This window comes from Pseudomonas sp. B21-028, assembly GCF_024749045.1.
Lineage (GTDB): Bacteria > Pseudomonadota > Gammaproteobacteria > Pseudomonadales > Pseudomonadaceae > Aquipseudomonas.
Genome location: NZ_CP087184.1, coordinates 5,781,917 through 5,796,500 on the forward strand (window position 1 = coordinate 5,781,917; position 14,584 = coordinate 5,796,500).

The 14,584-nt window shown below is 58.3% G+C and carries 18 protein-coding genes; 2 read left to right on the plus strand and 16 right to left on the minus strand.

Translation table 11 applies throughout. From position 1 onward, the window contains the following. The first annotated feature begins 36 nt into the window (after positions 1–36). A complete protein-coding gene (locus LOY35_RS25090) occupies positions 37–594 on the plus strand; it encodes a cysteine hydrolase family protein (protein WP_258628456.1) in 558 nt (185 codons plus the stop codon). A gap of 101 nt (positions 595–695) precedes the next feature. Here LOY35_RS25090 and LOY35_RS25095 read toward each other — a convergent pair whose 3' ends face one another. Beyond that, entirely contained in the window at positions 696–1,211 is a 516-nt protein-coding gene (locus LOY35_RS25095; RefSeq protein WP_024778338.1) for a single-stranded DNA-binding protein, read from the minus strand. Positions 1,212–1,220: 9 nt separating this feature from the next. Beyond that, entirely contained in the window at positions 1,221–2,618 is a 1,398-nt protein-coding gene (locus LOY35_RS25100) for an MFS transporter (RefSeq protein ID WP_258628459.1), read from the minus strand. Positions 2,619–2,797: 179 nt separating this feature from the next. On the opposite strand from LOY35_RS25100, the gene uvrA reads away from it, so the two are divergent. After that, on the plus strand, positions 2,798–5,632 hold the full coding sequence (uvrA, locus tag LOY35_RS25105; protein WP_258628462.1) for an excinuclease ABC subunit UvrA: 2,835 nt from the start codon (positions 2,798–2,800) through the stop codon (positions 5,630–5,632). A gap of 160 nt (positions 5,633–5,792) precedes the next feature. Here uvrA and bfr read toward each other — a convergent pair whose 3' ends face one another. From bfr to rplF, 14 genes are all read right to left on the minus strand, one after another. Continuing rightward, positions 5,793–6,257, minus strand: a complete 465-nt coding sequence (gene bfr / locus LOY35_RS25110; RefSeq protein ID WP_024778335.1) for a bacterioferritin — start codon at positions 6,255–6,257, stop codon at positions 5,793–5,795. Positions 6,258–6,415: 158 nt separating this feature from the next. After that, entirely contained in the window at positions 6,416–7,864 is a 1,449-nt protein-coding gene (locus tag LOY35_RS25115; RefSeq protein WP_258628463.1) for a catalase, read from the minus strand. A 224-nt stretch (positions 7,865–8,088) separates the two neighbouring features. Beyond that, positions 8,089–8,475, minus strand: a complete 387-nt coding sequence (rplQ, locus tag LOY35_RS25120) for a 50S ribosomal protein L17 (protein WP_024778333.1) — start codon at positions 8,473–8,475, stop codon at positions 8,089–8,091. A gap of 42 nt (positions 8,476–8,517) precedes the next feature. After that, positions 8,518–9,519 carry a DNA-directed RNA polymerase subunit alpha gene (locus LOY35_RS25125; RefSeq protein WP_003186012.1) on the minus strand — a complete coding sequence of 334 codons (1,002 nt, stop codon included), beginning with the start codon at positions 9,517–9,519 and terminating at the stop codon, positions 8,518–8,520. Positions 9,520–9,541: 22 nt separating this feature from the next. Further along, positions 9,542–10,162, minus strand: a complete 621-nt coding sequence (rpsD, locus tag LOY35_RS25130; protein ID WP_003176404.1) for a 30S ribosomal protein S4 — start codon at positions 10,160–10,162, stop codon at positions 9,542–9,544. Positions 10,163–10,180: 18 nt separating this feature from the next. Next, positions 10,181–10,570: a 30S ribosomal protein S11 gene (gene rpsK, locus LOY35_RS25135; RefSeq protein ID WP_002555466.1), complete on the minus strand. Its 390-nt coding sequence runs from the start codon at positions 10,568–10,570 to the stop codon at positions 10,181–10,183. A 30-nt stretch (positions 10,571–10,600) separates the two neighbouring features. Next, positions 10,601–10,957: a 30S ribosomal protein S13 gene (gene rpsM, locus LOY35_RS25140; protein ID WP_024778332.1), complete on the minus strand. Its 357-nt coding sequence runs from the start codon at positions 10,955–10,957 to the stop codon at positions 10,601–10,603. 130 nt (positions 10,958–11,087) lie between these two features. Next, entirely contained in the window at positions 11,088–11,204 is a 117-nt protein-coding gene (gene rpmJ / locus LOY35_RS25145; RefSeq protein WP_002555468.1) for a 50S ribosomal protein L36, read from the minus strand. 30 nt (positions 11,205–11,234) lie between these two features. After that, entirely contained in the window at positions 11,235–12,563 is a 1,329-nt protein-coding gene (gene secY, locus LOY35_RS25150) for a preprotein translocase subunit SecY (protein WP_024778331.1), read from the minus strand. Continuing rightward, entirely contained in the window at positions 12,564–13,001 is a 438-nt protein-coding gene (gene rplO / locus LOY35_RS25155) for a 50S ribosomal protein L15 (protein WP_003186032.1), read from the minus strand. It lies immediately after the preceding gene. Between the two features lie 3 nt (positions 13,002–13,004). Beyond that, positions 13,005–13,181: a 50S ribosomal protein L30 gene (rpmD, locus tag LOY35_RS25160; protein WP_003176408.1), complete on the minus strand. Its 177-nt coding sequence runs from the start codon at positions 13,179–13,181 to the stop codon at positions 13,005–13,007. 2 nt (positions 13,182–13,183) lie between these two features. Further along, on the minus strand, positions 13,184–13,684 hold the full coding sequence (gene rpsE / locus LOY35_RS25165; RefSeq protein ID WP_003186035.1) for a 30S ribosomal protein S5: 501 nt from the start codon (positions 13,682–13,684) through the stop codon (positions 13,184–13,186). Positions 13,685–13,687: 3 nt separating this feature from the next. Next, positions 13,688–14,038, minus strand: a complete 351-nt coding sequence (gene rplR, locus LOY35_RS25170) for a 50S ribosomal protein L18 (protein ID WP_003186037.1) — start codon at positions 14,036–14,038, stop codon at positions 13,688–13,690. A gap of 10 nt (positions 14,039–14,048) precedes the next feature. Then, positions 14,049–14,582 (minus strand): 50S ribosomal protein L6, encoded by a 534-nt coding sequence (gene rplF, locus LOY35_RS25175; protein WP_258628465.1) that lies wholly within the window; start codon positions 14,580–14,582, stop codon positions 14,049–14,051. Positions 14,583–14,584 lie beyond the last annotated feature (2 nt).

A 14,584-nucleotide genomic window follows, 5' to 3' on the forward strand; every position in this document is an offset into this window, starting at 1 on the left:
AATACTGGCCCCACACACCTTATCGAGGAAGCCTCCATGTCCAAGCAAGCGCTCATCGTAGTCGATATCCAGAATGACTACTTCCCCCAGGGTAAATGGCCACTGAGCGGTGTCGAAGCCGCCGCGGACAACGCCGCCCGGATGATCGCAGCCTTTCGTCAGGCCGGGGACCAGGTGGTGCACATCCGCCACGAGTTCACGTCCGCCGATGCGCCCTTCTTCGCACCGGGCACCGACGGCGCGAAGCTGCATCCCAAGGTACTCAACCAGGCCGGTGAACCGGTGGTGCTCAAGCACTTCGTCAATTCATTCCGCGAAACCGAACTGCAATCCCTCCTCGATCATCACGGCATCATCCAACTGGTCATCGTCGGCAGCATGAGCCACATGTGCATCGACGGTGTCACCCGGGCGGCGGCGGACCTGGGCTACGACGTCACGGTGATCCACGACGCCTGCGCGACCCTCGACCTGGAATTCAACGGCGTCGTCGTTCCGGCAGCTCAGGTCCATGCGGCGTTCATGTCGGCGTTGGGGTTTGCTTATGCGAAGGTGGTGAGTACGGAGCAGTTTCTGGAACAAGCGCAGCGTTAAGCTGCAAACTGAACGCTGAAAAACAAAAAACCGCGCTGGAAATCCAAGCGCGGTTTTTGTTTTTCAGCGTGCGGCTTGAAGCCTGAGGCCACTAGCTGTTTTTAGAACGGAATATCGTCATCAAAGCTGTCGAAATCCGGAGCCGGTTGCGGCGCGGCCTGTTGTGGGGCCGGGCGCTCGCGTTGTGGCTGTGGCGCCGACTGCGGGCGAGGTGCCTGCTGACGTGGAGCCGACTGCTGGTAGTTGTTGCCACCCTGCTGCTGGTCACCCTGTGGACGGCCGCCCAGCAGTTGCATGGTGCCTTGCATGTCGACGACGATTTCAGTGGTGTAGCGCTTGATGCCGTCTTTTTCCCACTCACGCGTCTGCAGCTTGCCTTCGATGTACACCTGCGAACCCTTGCGCAGGTATTCGCCGGCGATCTCCGCCACTTTGCCGAACATCGACACGCGGTGCCATTCGGTCTTCTCGACCTTCTGGCCAGTCTGCTTGTCGGTCCACTGTTCGCTGGTCGCCAGACTCAGGTTGGTCACGGCGTTGCCGTTAGGCAGGTAGCGAACTTCGGGATCCTGGCCGCACGTGCCGACCAATATGACTTTGTTAACCCCACGGGCCATAACGTTCTCCTAGGCTTCGCACGCGCTCGGGGCCGGGTTGTTCACCAGGCGCTCAAGGGTCGCACGATCCAATAATTCGGTGTCCAGTTTGATATAAACGGCCGCCTCGTCGGCGACCACCACTGCATCGGTTACGCCAACGACGGCCCTGAGGCGCTCGACCAGGCCTGCTTCGCGCATGGCTTCGGGCGACAACGGCAAGCGCAGGCTCGTCACATACGGCGGTTCGCGCATGGTAACAGCAAAGACCAGCCAAAGTGCAGCCAGCGCGGCGCATCCCAGGAAGACAACCGACAAACCGCCATGCTGGAACAGCCAGCCACCGAGGATCCCCCCCAGCGCCGAACCGAGGAACTGGCTGGTGGAATAAACCCCCATTGCCGTGCCCTTGCCGCCCGCCGGTGAAACCTTGCTGATCAGCGACGGCAGCGACGCCTCCAGCAGGTTGAACGCGGTGAAGAACACCACCGTGCCGATCACCAGGGCGCGCAGGCTGTCGCCGAACTGCCAGAAGAATAGCTCAGTGAGCATCAGCGTCACGACGGCGCCGAGCAGAACTCGTTTCATTTTGCGTCGCTTCTCGCCATAGATGATGAACGGGATCATGGCGAAGAACGAAATCAGCAGCGCCGTCAGGTAGACCCACCAGTGCTGCTCCTTCGGCAACCCGGCCTTCTGGACCAGGGCCAGCGGCAAGGCGACGAAGCTGGACATCAGCATGGCATGGAGCACGAAGATGCCCAGGTCCAGGCGCAGCAGGTCCGGATGTTTGAGCGTCGGGATCAGCGCCTGGCGCGCCACCCCGGACTCACGGTGCTGCAGCGGCCCGGTGGAACGGGGCACCATGAACGCCACGATCAGGATACCCACCAGCGCCATGCCACCGGTTGCCAGGAACAGGCCCGACAAACCGAACGCACGGGTCAGCAAGGGCCCGACGACCATGGCGACGGCGAACGACAGACCGATGGTCATGCCGATCATGGCCATGGCCTTGGTCCGATGCTGTTCGCGGGTCAGGTCCGAAAGCAAGGCCATGACAGCGGCGGAAATCGCCCCCGCGCCTTGCAGGATCCGGCCGGCAATCACGCCCCAGATCGAGTCGGCGTTGGACGCCAGCACACTGCCGAGGGCAAAGACGATCAGCCCCAGGTAGATCACGGGACGCCGGCCGATGCGGTCGGAAATGATCCCGAACGGGATCTGGAAAATGGCCTGGGTCAGGCCATAGGCGCCAATCGCCAACCCGATCAGGGCCGGCGTCGCGCCCGCCAGGTCCATGCCATAGGTCGCCAGCACCGGCAACACCATGAACATGCCCAGCATACGGAAGGCGAACACCAGGGCCAGACCGCTTGCCGCCCGGGTCTCGCCGCCGCTCATGCGCTCGCTGTGGGGATCGTGCATGGAAAAACCTCATCTGAACCGGCGGCGATTCTACCAGTCCCATCGATTGAGGGGGTATATCGCGACTGTTTGACGCGCAGTCTTCATGTATGGCTGCGATCGCATGCTCAATAGTGTTTATCCATCCAGTATTTGCCCGTATACTCCTACGTTTTCGACGCCCGCCGAGCGAGGCCACTTTGGACAAGATCCTGATTCGTGGGGCCCGTACCCACAACCTGAAGAACATCGACCTGACCCTGCCACGGGACAAGCTGATCGTCATCACCGGCCTGTCCGGATCCGGCAAGTCATCGCTGGCATTCGATACCCTGTACGCCGAAGGCCAGCGACGCTATGTCGAATCGCTGTCGGCCTACGCCCGGCAGTTCCTGTCGATGATGGAAAAACCCGACGTCGATACCATCGAAGGCCTGTCGCCAGCCATCTCCATCGAACAGAAATCGACATCTCATAACCCGCGGTCGACGGTTGGCACCATCACCGAGATCTACGACTACCTGCGCCTGCTGTACGCGCGGGTCGGCATTCCCCGCTGTCCCGACCACGACATTCCCCTGGAAGCCCAGACCGTCAGCCAGATGGTCGACCTGGTGCTGGCCCAGCCGGAAGGCAGCAAGTTGATGCTGCTCGCGCCGGTCATTCGCGAACGCAAAGGCGAACACCTGCTGGTGTTCGAAGAATTGCGGGCACAGGGCTTCGTGCGGGCCCGGGTCAATGGCAAGCTCTGCGAACTGGACGAACTGCCGAAGCTGGACAAACAGAAGAAGCATTCGATCGATGTGGTGGTCGACCGCTTCAAGGTCCGGGCCGATCTGCAGCAGCGGCTGGCCGAATCCTTCGAGACCGCGCTGAAACTGGCTGACGGCATCGCCCTGGTGGCGCCGATGGACGACGAGCCCGGCGAGGAAATCATTTTCTCCGCGCGCTTTGCCTGCCCGGTCTGCGGCCATGCCATCAGCGAGCTGGAGCCCAAGCTGTTCTCGTTCAACAACCCGGCCGGCGCCTGCCCGACCTGCGATGGCCTGGGGGTTAAGCAGTTCTTCGACACCAAGCGCCTGGTCAACGGCGAACTGACCCTGGCCGAAGGTGCGATTCGCGGCTGGGACAGGCGCAACGTCTATTACTTCCAGATGCTCGGGTCGTTGGCGGCCCATTACAAGTTCAGCCTGGACAAGCCCTTCAACGAACTGCCCGCCGACCAGCAGAAATACATCCTGCATGGCAGCGGTTCGCAGAGCGTCGACTTCAAATACCTGAACGACCGTGGCGATATCGTCAAGCGCTCCCACCCGTTCGAAGGCATCGTGCCGAATCTCGAGCGACGCTACCGCGAGACGGAATCGGCCAGCGTGCGCGAAGAACTGGCCAAGTTCCTCAGCACCCAGCCCTGCCCTGACTGCCGCGGCACCCGCCTGCGTCGCGAGGCGCGGCATGTGTGGGTGGGCGAGAAGACATTGCCGGCAGTGACCAACCTGCCCATCGGCGACGCCACCAATTACTTCGCTGGCCTGAAACTCACTGGTCGCCGGGGTGAAATTGCCGACAAGATCCTCAAGGAAATCAGCGAACGCCTGCAATTCCTGGTGAACGTCGGGCTGGATTACCTCACCCTCGACCGCAGCGCAGACACGCTGTCCGGTGGCGAAGCCCAGCGTATCCGCCTGGCGAGCCAGATCGGCGCCGGCCTGGTGGGGGTCATGTACATCCTCGACGAGCCATCCATTGGCCTGCACCAACGGGACAACGACCGACTGCTGGGCACCCTCAAGCACCTGCGGGACATCGGCAACACAGTGATCGTGGTCGAGCATGACGAAGATGCGATCCGCCTGGCCGATTACGTCGTGGACATTGGCCCGGGTGCCGGTGTGCATGGCGGGCATATCGTTGCCCAGGGCACCGCCGCCGAAGTCATGGCGCACCCCGACTCCCTGACCGGCAAGTACCTGTCGGGACGGGTGAAGATCAAGGTTCCGGCCAAACGAACGCCGCGCAACAAGAAGCTGTCGCTGACCCTCAAGGGCGCCCGTGGCAACAACTTGCGCAACGTCGATCTGGAAATACCGATCGGCCTGCTGACCTGCGTTACCGGCGTGTCCGGCTCCGGCAAGTCGACGCTGATCAACAATACGCTGTTTCCTCTCAGCGCCACGGCCCTGAACGGCGCGACCACGCTGGAAGCCGCCCCCCACGACAGCATCAAGGGCCTGGAGCATCTGGACAAGGTCGTCGACATCGACCAGAGCCCGATCGGTCGTACCCCGCGCTCCAACCCGGCGACCTACACCGGGTTGTTCACGCCGATCCGTGAGTTGTTCGCCGGCGTGCCGGAATCTCGTTCCCGGGGCTACGGTCCGGGACGGTTCTCGTTCAACGTCAAGGGTGGGCGCTGCGAAGCCTGCCAGGGCGACGGCCTGATCAAGGTGGAGATGCACTTCCTGCCGGACATCTACGTGCCTTGCGATGTATGCAAGAGCAAGCGCTACAACCGCGAGACCCTTGAGATCAAATACAAGGGCAAGAACATCCACGAAACCCTCGAGATGACCATCGAGGAGGCCCGGGAATTCTTCGACGCGGTGCCGGCCCTGGCGCGCAAGCTGCAGACGTTGATGGATGTCGGCCTGTCGTACATCAAGCTTGGCCAATCGGCGACGACGTTGTCCGGCGGCGAAGCCCAGCGGGTCAAGCTGTCCCGGGAGCTGTCCAAGCGCGACACCGGCAAGACCCTGTACATCCTCGACGAGCCGACCACCGGTCTGCACTTCGCCGATATCCAGCAATTGCTCGACGTGCTGCATCGCCTTCGCGACCACGGCAATACCGTGGTGGTGATCGAACACAACCTCGACGTGATCAAGACGGCCGACTGGCTGGTGGACCTGGGACCGGAAGGCGGTTCCAAGGGCGGCCAGATCATCGCGGTAGGTACGCCTGAGCAGGTCGCCGGGATGAAGCAGTCCCACACGGGGCACTACCTGAAACCGTTGCTGGAGCGCGATCGGGACTGATCAATTCCCGAGCATGAAAAAGCCCCTGTCATCTCATCGATGACAGGGGCTTTTGCTTTTCTGTGGGAGCGAGCCTGCTCGCGATAGCGGTGTGTCAGTTGTCATTCATGCGACGATCAATCGCTATCGCGAGCAGGCTCGCTCCCACCATTTATCTCGATCAGAACTGCGATTGCAGGTAATTCTCCAACCCGATCAACTTGATCAAACCCAGTTGCTTCTCAAGCCAGTAGGTATGATCTTCCTCGGTGTCATTGAGCTGAACACGCAGGATTTCGCGGGTGACATAGTCGTTGTGCTGTTCGCACAGCTCGATACCCTTACACAGCGCAGCCCGGACCTTGTATTCCAGGCGCAGGTCGGCAGCGAGCATGTCTGGCACGGTGGTGCCGATGTCCAGGTCGTCCGGGCGCATGCGCGGCGTACCTTCGAGCATCAGGATCCGGCGCATCAGCGCATCGGCATGCTGTGCCTCTTCTTCCATCTCATGGTTGATACGTTCGTAGAGCTCGGTAAAACCCCAATCCTCGTACATCCGCGAATGGATGAAATATTGATCACGGGCTGCCAGTTCGCCTGTCAGCAGCGTGTTGAGGTAATCGATTACGTCCGGGTGACCTTGCATCGCCCTACATCTCCACAAGCCTTGAAAGACCCTAGTTTGAACCAAGCCAACCGCCAGGTCACTGCCACATCGCAATAAATGCGAAGAAATTCTGAGAAAACCAAGCTAAATAACGCAAAAACCGCCCGAATGAGGGCGGTTCTGCTTCTCGTTTAGACTTAGTTAAGCTGTACGCCCAACGCCTTTGCGATACCTTCTCCATAAGCGGCGTCCGCTTTGAAGAAATGCTGCAGTTGACGGTCGACGACATCCGCCGATACACCACCCATTGCGCCGGCGATGTTGCTGATCAGCAGGGCTTGCTGCTCGCTGTTCATCAGGCGGAACAGCGCACCGGCATGGCTGTAGTAGTCCGTGTCTTCCCGATGATCGTAACGATCCGCCGCCCCGGTAAGGGCCAGGGCAGGCTCCGCGTAATGCGGGGCTTGCTTCGGCGCCTCTACGTAGCTGTTGGGCTCGTAGTTCGGTGCCGCCCCGCCGTTGCTGCCAAACGCCATGGCTCCGTCGCGCTGGTAAGTATTGACCGGACTGCGCGGTGCATTCACCGGCAATTGCTGGTGATTGGTGCCAACACGGTAGCGGTGGGCATCGGCGTAGGCGAACACACGGCCCTGCAGCATGCGGTCCGGCGACAGGCCTACGCCTGGCACCATGTTGCTTGGCCCAAACGCCGCCTGTTCCACTTCGGCAAAGTAGTTCAGCGGATTACGGTTGAGTTCGAGCTCCCCGACTTCAATCAACGGAAACTCTTTCTGCGACCAGGTCTTGGTCACGTCGAACGGATTCTCGTAATGAGCGGCAGCCTGGGCTTCGGTCATGATCTGGATGCAAACGCTCCATTTCGGGAAGTCACCGCGCTCAATGGCATTGAACAAGTCACGCTGGGCATAGTCCGGGTCAGTGCCCGCCAGCCGTGCGGCTTCAGCCGGAGCCAGGTTCTTGATGCCTTGCTTGGTCTTGTAGTGCCACTTCACCCAGTGACGCTCGCCTTGGGCATTGATCAGACTGTAGGTGTGGCTACCGAAGCCGTGCATATGACGGTAGCCGTCAGGAATGCCGCGGTCAGAGAACAGAATGGTGATCTGGTGCAAGGCTTCTGGAGAATGAGACCAGAAATCCCACATCGCCTGGGCACTTTTCAGATTGCTTTGTGGCAGACGCTTCTGGGTATGGATGAAGTCCGGAAACTTCAGCGGATCACGAATGAAGAAGACTGGTGTGTTATTGCCAACGATGTCCCAGTTGCCTTCTTCGGTATAGAACTTCAGGGCGAAACCACGGGGATCGCGCTCGGTGTCGGCAGACCCACGCTCACCGCCCACGGTGGAGAACCGCAGGAACGTTGGCGTCTGCTTACCGACCGAATCGAACAGCTTGGCGCTGGTGTACTGGGTGATGTCCCGGGTTACCGTGAATGTGCCGTAGGCGCCCGAGCCCTTGGCGTGTACACGGCGCTCAGGGATGTTCTCGCGATTGAAGTGAGCAAGCTTCTCGATGAGGTGGAAATCGTCGAGCAACAGCGGGCCCCGCGGGCCAGCGGAGCGAGAATTCTGGTTATCGGCGACAGGGGCGCCGCTTGCGGTCGTAAGCGTTTTGATCTGGCTCATGCTCAATCTTCCTCGGTCGGTCTTCGAACTGCCGGCTAATCGGCTGAAAAGGAGTATTGAGCATGTTAGTGACAGTATCCAAATTTATTAAATCATGGGCGTCGATAGTCATTATCTAACGCCGCCCTATTGCCAATAGCCAAGCCAGCCGCAACGGCTCTCTCGCCTTTTTTAGCAGGCACAAAAAACCGGGCACTAGGCCCGGTTCTTTGTATATTGCCGTCTTACTCAGCGGATACAGCTTCACCGCCGGTAGCACGATCAACCAACTCGACGTACGCCATAGGCGCGTTGTCGCCAGCGCGGAAACCGCACTTGAGGATGCGCAGGTAGCCACCCTCACGGGTAGCGTAACGCTTGCCCAGGTCGTTGAAGAGCTTACCAACGATAGCTTTCGAACGAGTACGGTCGAAAGCCAGACGGCGGTTAGCCAGGCTATCTGTCTTGGCCAGAGTGATCAGCGGCTCAGCAACGCGACGCAGTTCTTTGGCTTTCGGCAGTGTAGTTTTGATCAGCTCGTGCTCGAACAGCGACACCGCCATGTTTTGGAACATGGCCTTGCGGTGCGAGCTGGTGCGGCTCAGGTGACGACCACTTTTACGATGACGCATGGTTCATTCCTTACCAAACACAACGTTCGGTGATTACGACGATCAGGCAGTCGCCTTGTCGTCCTTCTTAAGACTTGCAGGCGGCCAGTTGTCGAGGCGCATGCCGAGGGACAGACCGCGGGAGGCCAGAACGTCCTTGATTTCAGTCAAGGATTTCTTGCCAAGGTTCGGAGTCTTCAACAGCTCTACTTCGGTACGCTGAATCAGGTCGCCGATGTAGTAGATGTTTTCCGCCTTAAGGCAGTTAGCCGAACGTACAGTCAGTTCCAGATCGTCAACCGGGCGAAGCAGGATCGGATCGATCTCGTCTTCCTGCTCGACAACCACTGGCTCACTGTCACCCTTGAGGTCGACGAACGCAGCCAACTGCTGTTGCAGGATGGTTGCAGCGCGGCGGATAGCCTCTTCAGGATCCAGGGTACCGTTGGTTTCCAGATCAATAACCAGCTTGTCCAGGTTGGTACGCTGCTCGACACGGGCGTTTTCCACCACGTATGCGATGCGGCGAACCGGGCTGAACGAAGAGTCGAGCTGCAAGCGACCGATGCTGCGGCTTTCGTCTTCATCGCTCTGACGCGAGTCTGCCGGTTCATAACCACGACCACGAGCTACGGTGAGCTTCATGTTCAGGGCGCCGTTAGACGCCAGGTTAGCGATTACGTGATCGGGGTTAACGATCTCGACATCATGATCCAGCTGAATATCGGCAGCGGTAACCACCCCCGAACCCTTCTTCGACAAGGTCAGCGTAACTTCGTCACGACCGTGCAGCTTGATAGCCAGACCTTTAAGGTTCAACAGGATTTCAATGACATCTTCCTGTACGCCTTCGATGGCGCTGTACTCGTGGAGTACACCGTCAATCTCGGCCTCGACTACTGCACAGCCGGGCATTGAGGACAACAGGATGCGGCGCAGCGCGTTGCCCAGGGTGTGGCCGAAACCACGCTCGAGAGGCTCGAGAGTGATCTTGGCGCGGGTTGGACTGACAACCTGCACATCAATATGGCGGGGTGTCAGGAACTCATTTACCGAAATCTGCATGGATGCACCTATTTTCTAGCCCTTACTTGGAGTAGAGCTCGACAATCAGGCTTTCGTTGATGTCGGCGGACAGATCACTGCGAGCTGGAACGTTCTTGAAAACGCCCGACTTCTTCTCAGTGTCTACTTCTACCCATTCTACGCGGCCACGTTGGGCACACAGATCGAGAGCTTGGACAATGCGAAGTTGGTTCTTTGCTTTCTCGCGAACAGCAACCACGTCACCAGCACGAACCTGGTAGGACGGAACGTTTACGGTCTGACCGTTAACGCTGATCGACTTGTGCGATACCAGCTGACGGGATTCGGCACGAGTGGAGCCGAAACCCATACGGTATACAACGTTGTCCAGACGGCATTCGAGCAGCTGCAACAGGTTTTCGCCGGTTGCGCCTTTCTTGCCAGCAGCTTCTTTGTAGTAGCCGCTGAATTGACGCTCGAGAACGCCGTAGATACGACGGACCTTCTGCTTTTCACGCAGTTGGGTGCCGTAATCGGACTGGCGACCGCGGCGTTGGCCGTGGATACCAGGTGCTGCTTCAATGTTGCACTTCGATTCGATCGCGCGCACGCCGCTCTTCAGGAAGAGATCGGTGCCTTCGCGACGAGCGAGTTTGCATTTTGGACCAATGTAACGAGCCATTCTTTACAATCTCCTGGATTACACGCGGCGCTTCTTCGGCGGACGGCACCCGTTGTGCGGGATTGGCGTCACGTCGGTGATGCTGGCGATCTTGTAGCCACAGCCGTTCAAAGCACGAACTGCGGATTCACGACCTGGACCTGGACCCTTGACGTTGACATCGAGGTTTTTCAGGCCGTATTCCAGCGCAGCTTGACCAGCACGCTCAGCAGCTACTTGAGCAGCGAACGGGGTGGACTTGCGGGAACCGCGGAAACCCGAACCACCGGAGGTAGCCCAGGAAAGAGCGTTACCTTGACGGTCGGTAATGGTCACGATGGTGTTGTTAAAAGAAGCATGGATGTGGGCGATGCCATCAACCACTGTCTTTTTAACTTTTTTACGAGGACGAGCAGCAGGTTTTGCCATGATTAAATTCCTGTCGATTCGCTGGGGCGATTACTTGCGGATCGGCTTACGCGGACCCTTACGGGTACGCGCGTTGGTCTTGGTACGCTGACCGCGTACTGGCAGACCACGACGATGACGCAGACCGCGATAGCAACCGAGGTCCATCAAGCGCTTGATTTTCATGTTGACTTCGCGACGCAGGTCACCTTCAGTGGTGAACTTCGCCACTTCGCCACGCAGCTGTTCAATCTGCTCGTCGCTCAGATCTTTGATCTTTGCCGCTGGGTTGACCCCAGCCACTGCACAAATTTTCTGCGCAGTAGTGCGACCAACACCATAGATGTAGGTCAGCGAGATAACAGTATGCTTGTTATCTGGAATGTTGACGCCTGCAATACGGGCCATTCAGTGGGACTCCAATTGACAGCTACCTACGCCCCGGAAGCCAAGAAATAGGGCGCGAGATAATATCGCTGTAATAACAAATAATCAACCCGGCAGCGCACTAGCTGCCGGGCTTAAAGCACAATCACACTCAGCCTTGGCGCTGTTTGTGACGCGGTTCCGCGCTGCAAATTACTCGAACAACACCTTCGCGGCGAATAATCTTGCAGTTACGGCACAGCTTTTTCACCGATGCACGAACTTTCATCACCAACTCCTCGAACCTTATGGACGCTACTCAGCGCAGCATGCCGCTGCCGTAGCCCTTCAGGTTGGCTTTCTTCATCAGGGATTCGTACTGGTGCGAAACGAGGTGCGATTGTACTTGGGACATGAAGTCCATCACAACCACGACCACGATCAGCAACGAGGTCCCGCCAAGGTAGAACGGTACGTTTGCCGCAACCACCAGAAACTGGGGCAACAGGCAGACGGCCGTCATGTAAAGAGCACCGAACATGGTCAAGCGAGTCAGAACGCCATCAATGTAGCGCGCAGACTGCTCACCTGGACGGATGCCCGGAATAAAGGCACCGGACTTCTTCAGGTTTTCCGCTACGTCTTTCGGATTGAACATCAACGCCGTATAGAAGAAGCAGAAGAAAATAATCCCTGCACTAAACAGCAGAATATTCAACGGCTGACCAGGAGCGATCGACTGCGAGATGTCCTGCAACCAGCCCATACCTTCAGACTGGCCGAACCAGGCACCCAACGAAGCCGGGAACAGCAAGATGCTGCTCGCGAAAATAGCCGGGATAACGCCGGCCATGTTCACCTTCAACGGCAAGTGGCTAGTCTGCGCAGCAAACACCTTGCGGCCTTGCTGACGCTTGGCGTAGTGAACAGCAATACGACGCTGACCACGCTCAATGAACACCACGAAACCGATAATCGCTACTGCCAGCAAACCGATGGCAACCAGGGCGAAAATGTTGATATCACCCTGACGCGCAGACTCGAAAGACTGCCCGATCGCTCTCGGAAGACCGGCGACGATACCTGCGAAGATCAACATCGAGATACCGTTGCCAACACCACGCTCAGTAATCTGCTCACCCAACCACATCATGAACATCGCGCCTGCCACAAACGTGGTAACCGCGACGAAATAGAAGCTGAGGTCAGCATTGAACGAAACGCCCTGCCCCGCCAGGCCAATGGACATGCCAATGGCCTGGACGAGAGCGAGTACGACAGTGCCGTAGCGGGTGTACTGGCTGATCTTGCGACGGCCAGCTTCACCTTCCTTCTTCAACTGCTCCAGCTGCGGGCTGACGGCTGTCATCAGCTGCATGATGATCGATGCCGAGATGTACGGCATGATCCCCAGTGCAAAGATGCTCATCCGCTCCAGCGCACCGCCGGAAAACATGTTGAACAAGCTAAGAATGGTCCCCTCATTCTGTCGAAACAGGTCTGCGAGTCGGTCCGGGTTGATACCTGGAACCGGGATGTGTGCGCCTATTCGGTAGACGATAATCGCCAGGAACAGAAAACGCAGACGAGCCCAGAGTTCAGACATACCGCCTTTGCCGAGCGCAGAGAGAGCACCTTGCTTAGCCATTTATTCCTCGAACTTGCCGCCAGCTGCTTCGATAGCCGCACGCGCACCTTTGGTGGCGCCGATTCCCTTTCCGATGGTGACAGCGCGAGCAACTTCGCCCGACAGCATGATTTTCACACGCTGTACGTTCTGGTTGATCACGTTGGCATCCTTCAGGGACTGCACGGTGACGATGTCGCCGTCCACTTTAGCCAGCTCGGACAGACGCACTTCTGCGCGGTCCATGGCCTTCAGGGAAACGAAACCGAACTTCGGCAGGCGACGATGCAGCGGCTGTTGACCGCCTTCAAAGCCTGGAGCAATGGTGCCACCGGAGCGGGAGGTCTGACCTTTGTGGCCACGGCCACCGGTCTTGCCCAAACCACTACCGATACCACGGCCCGGACGATGCTTTTCGCGACGGGAACCCGGCGCTGGACTCAGATCATTGAGTTTCATCGATTAACCCTCGACACGCAGCATGTAGTAAGCCTTGTTGATCATCCCGCGATTCTCGGGAGTATCCTGGACTTCTACAGTGTGACCGATGCGACGCAGACCCAGACCCTTAACGCACAGTTTGTGGTTAGGGATGCGGCCGGTCATGCTTTTGATCAGCGTAACTTTTACGGTAGCCATGATCAGAAGATCTCCTTGACGCTTTTGCCACGCTTGGCGGCAATGGATTCAGGAGACTGCATTGCTTTCAAACCCTTGAAAGTGGCGTGAACCACGTTTACAGGGTTAGTCGAGCCGTAGCACTTGGCCAGAACGTTCTGAACGCCAGCAACTTCGAGGACAGCACGCATAGCGCCGCCAGCGATGATACCGGTACCTTCAGAAGCAGGCTGCATGTACACCTTCGAAGCGCCATGGGCAGACTTCATTGCGTACTGCAGGGTGGTGCCGTTCAGATCAACCTGGATCATGTTGCGGCGAGCAGCTTCCATTGCCTTCTGGATCGCAGCAGGCACTTCACGCGACTTGCCACGGCCGAAGCCAACACGGCCTTTACCATCACCCACCACGGTCAGCGCGGTGAAAGTGAAGATACGGCCGCCTTTAACGGTTTTGGCTACGCGGTTAACTTGAACCAGCTTCTCGATGTAGCCTTCGTCGCGCTTTTGGTCGTTATTTGACATAACTTAGAACTCCAGCCCAGCTTCACGAGCAGCATCAGCCAGCGCCTTGACGCGGCCGTGGTACTTGAAGCCAGAGCGGTCGAAAGCCACCTGCGAGACGCCAGCGGCTTTAGCACGCGTAGCGACCAGCTGGCCAACCTTAGTGGCCGCGTCGATGTTGCCGGTGGCACCATCACGCAGTTCTTTATCCAAAGTCGAGGCACTTGCCAGGACCTTGTTGCCGTCGGCCGAAATGACCTGGGCGTAGATGTGCTGCGAAGAGCGGAACACGCAGAGACGCACGACTTCGAGTTCGTGCATTTTCAGGCGTGCTTTGCGAGCGCGACGCAGTCGAGTAACTTTTTTGTCGGTCATTTGCTATGCCCTACTTCTTCTTGGCTTCTTTACGACGGACGACTTCGTCCGCGTAGCGCACACCTTTGCCTTTGTACGGCTCTGGTGGACGGAAGTCGCGGATCTCGGCGGCCACTTGACCTACCAGCTGCTTGTCGATGCCCTTGATCAGGATATCGGTCTGGCTAGGAGTCTCAGCGGTGATGCCTTCCGGCAGTTCGTAATCCACTGGGTGCGAGAAGCCAAGAGCCAGGTTCAGAACCGAGCCTTTTGCTTGCGCTTTGTAACCAACACCGACCAGCTGGAGCTTGCGCTCGAAGCCTTGGCTTACGCCTTGGACCATGTTGTTTACCAACGCACGAGTGGTACCAGCCATTGCGCGAGTCTGTTGATCGCCATTGCGAGCAGCGAAACGCAGCTCACCGGACTCTTCAACGATCTCAACGGACGAATGGATGTTCAGTTCAAGAGTGCCCTTGGCACCCTTCACCGAAAGCTGTTGGCCTGCGAATTTGACTTCGACACCGGCTGGCAGCTTAACGGGGTTCTTAGCGACGCGAGACATGC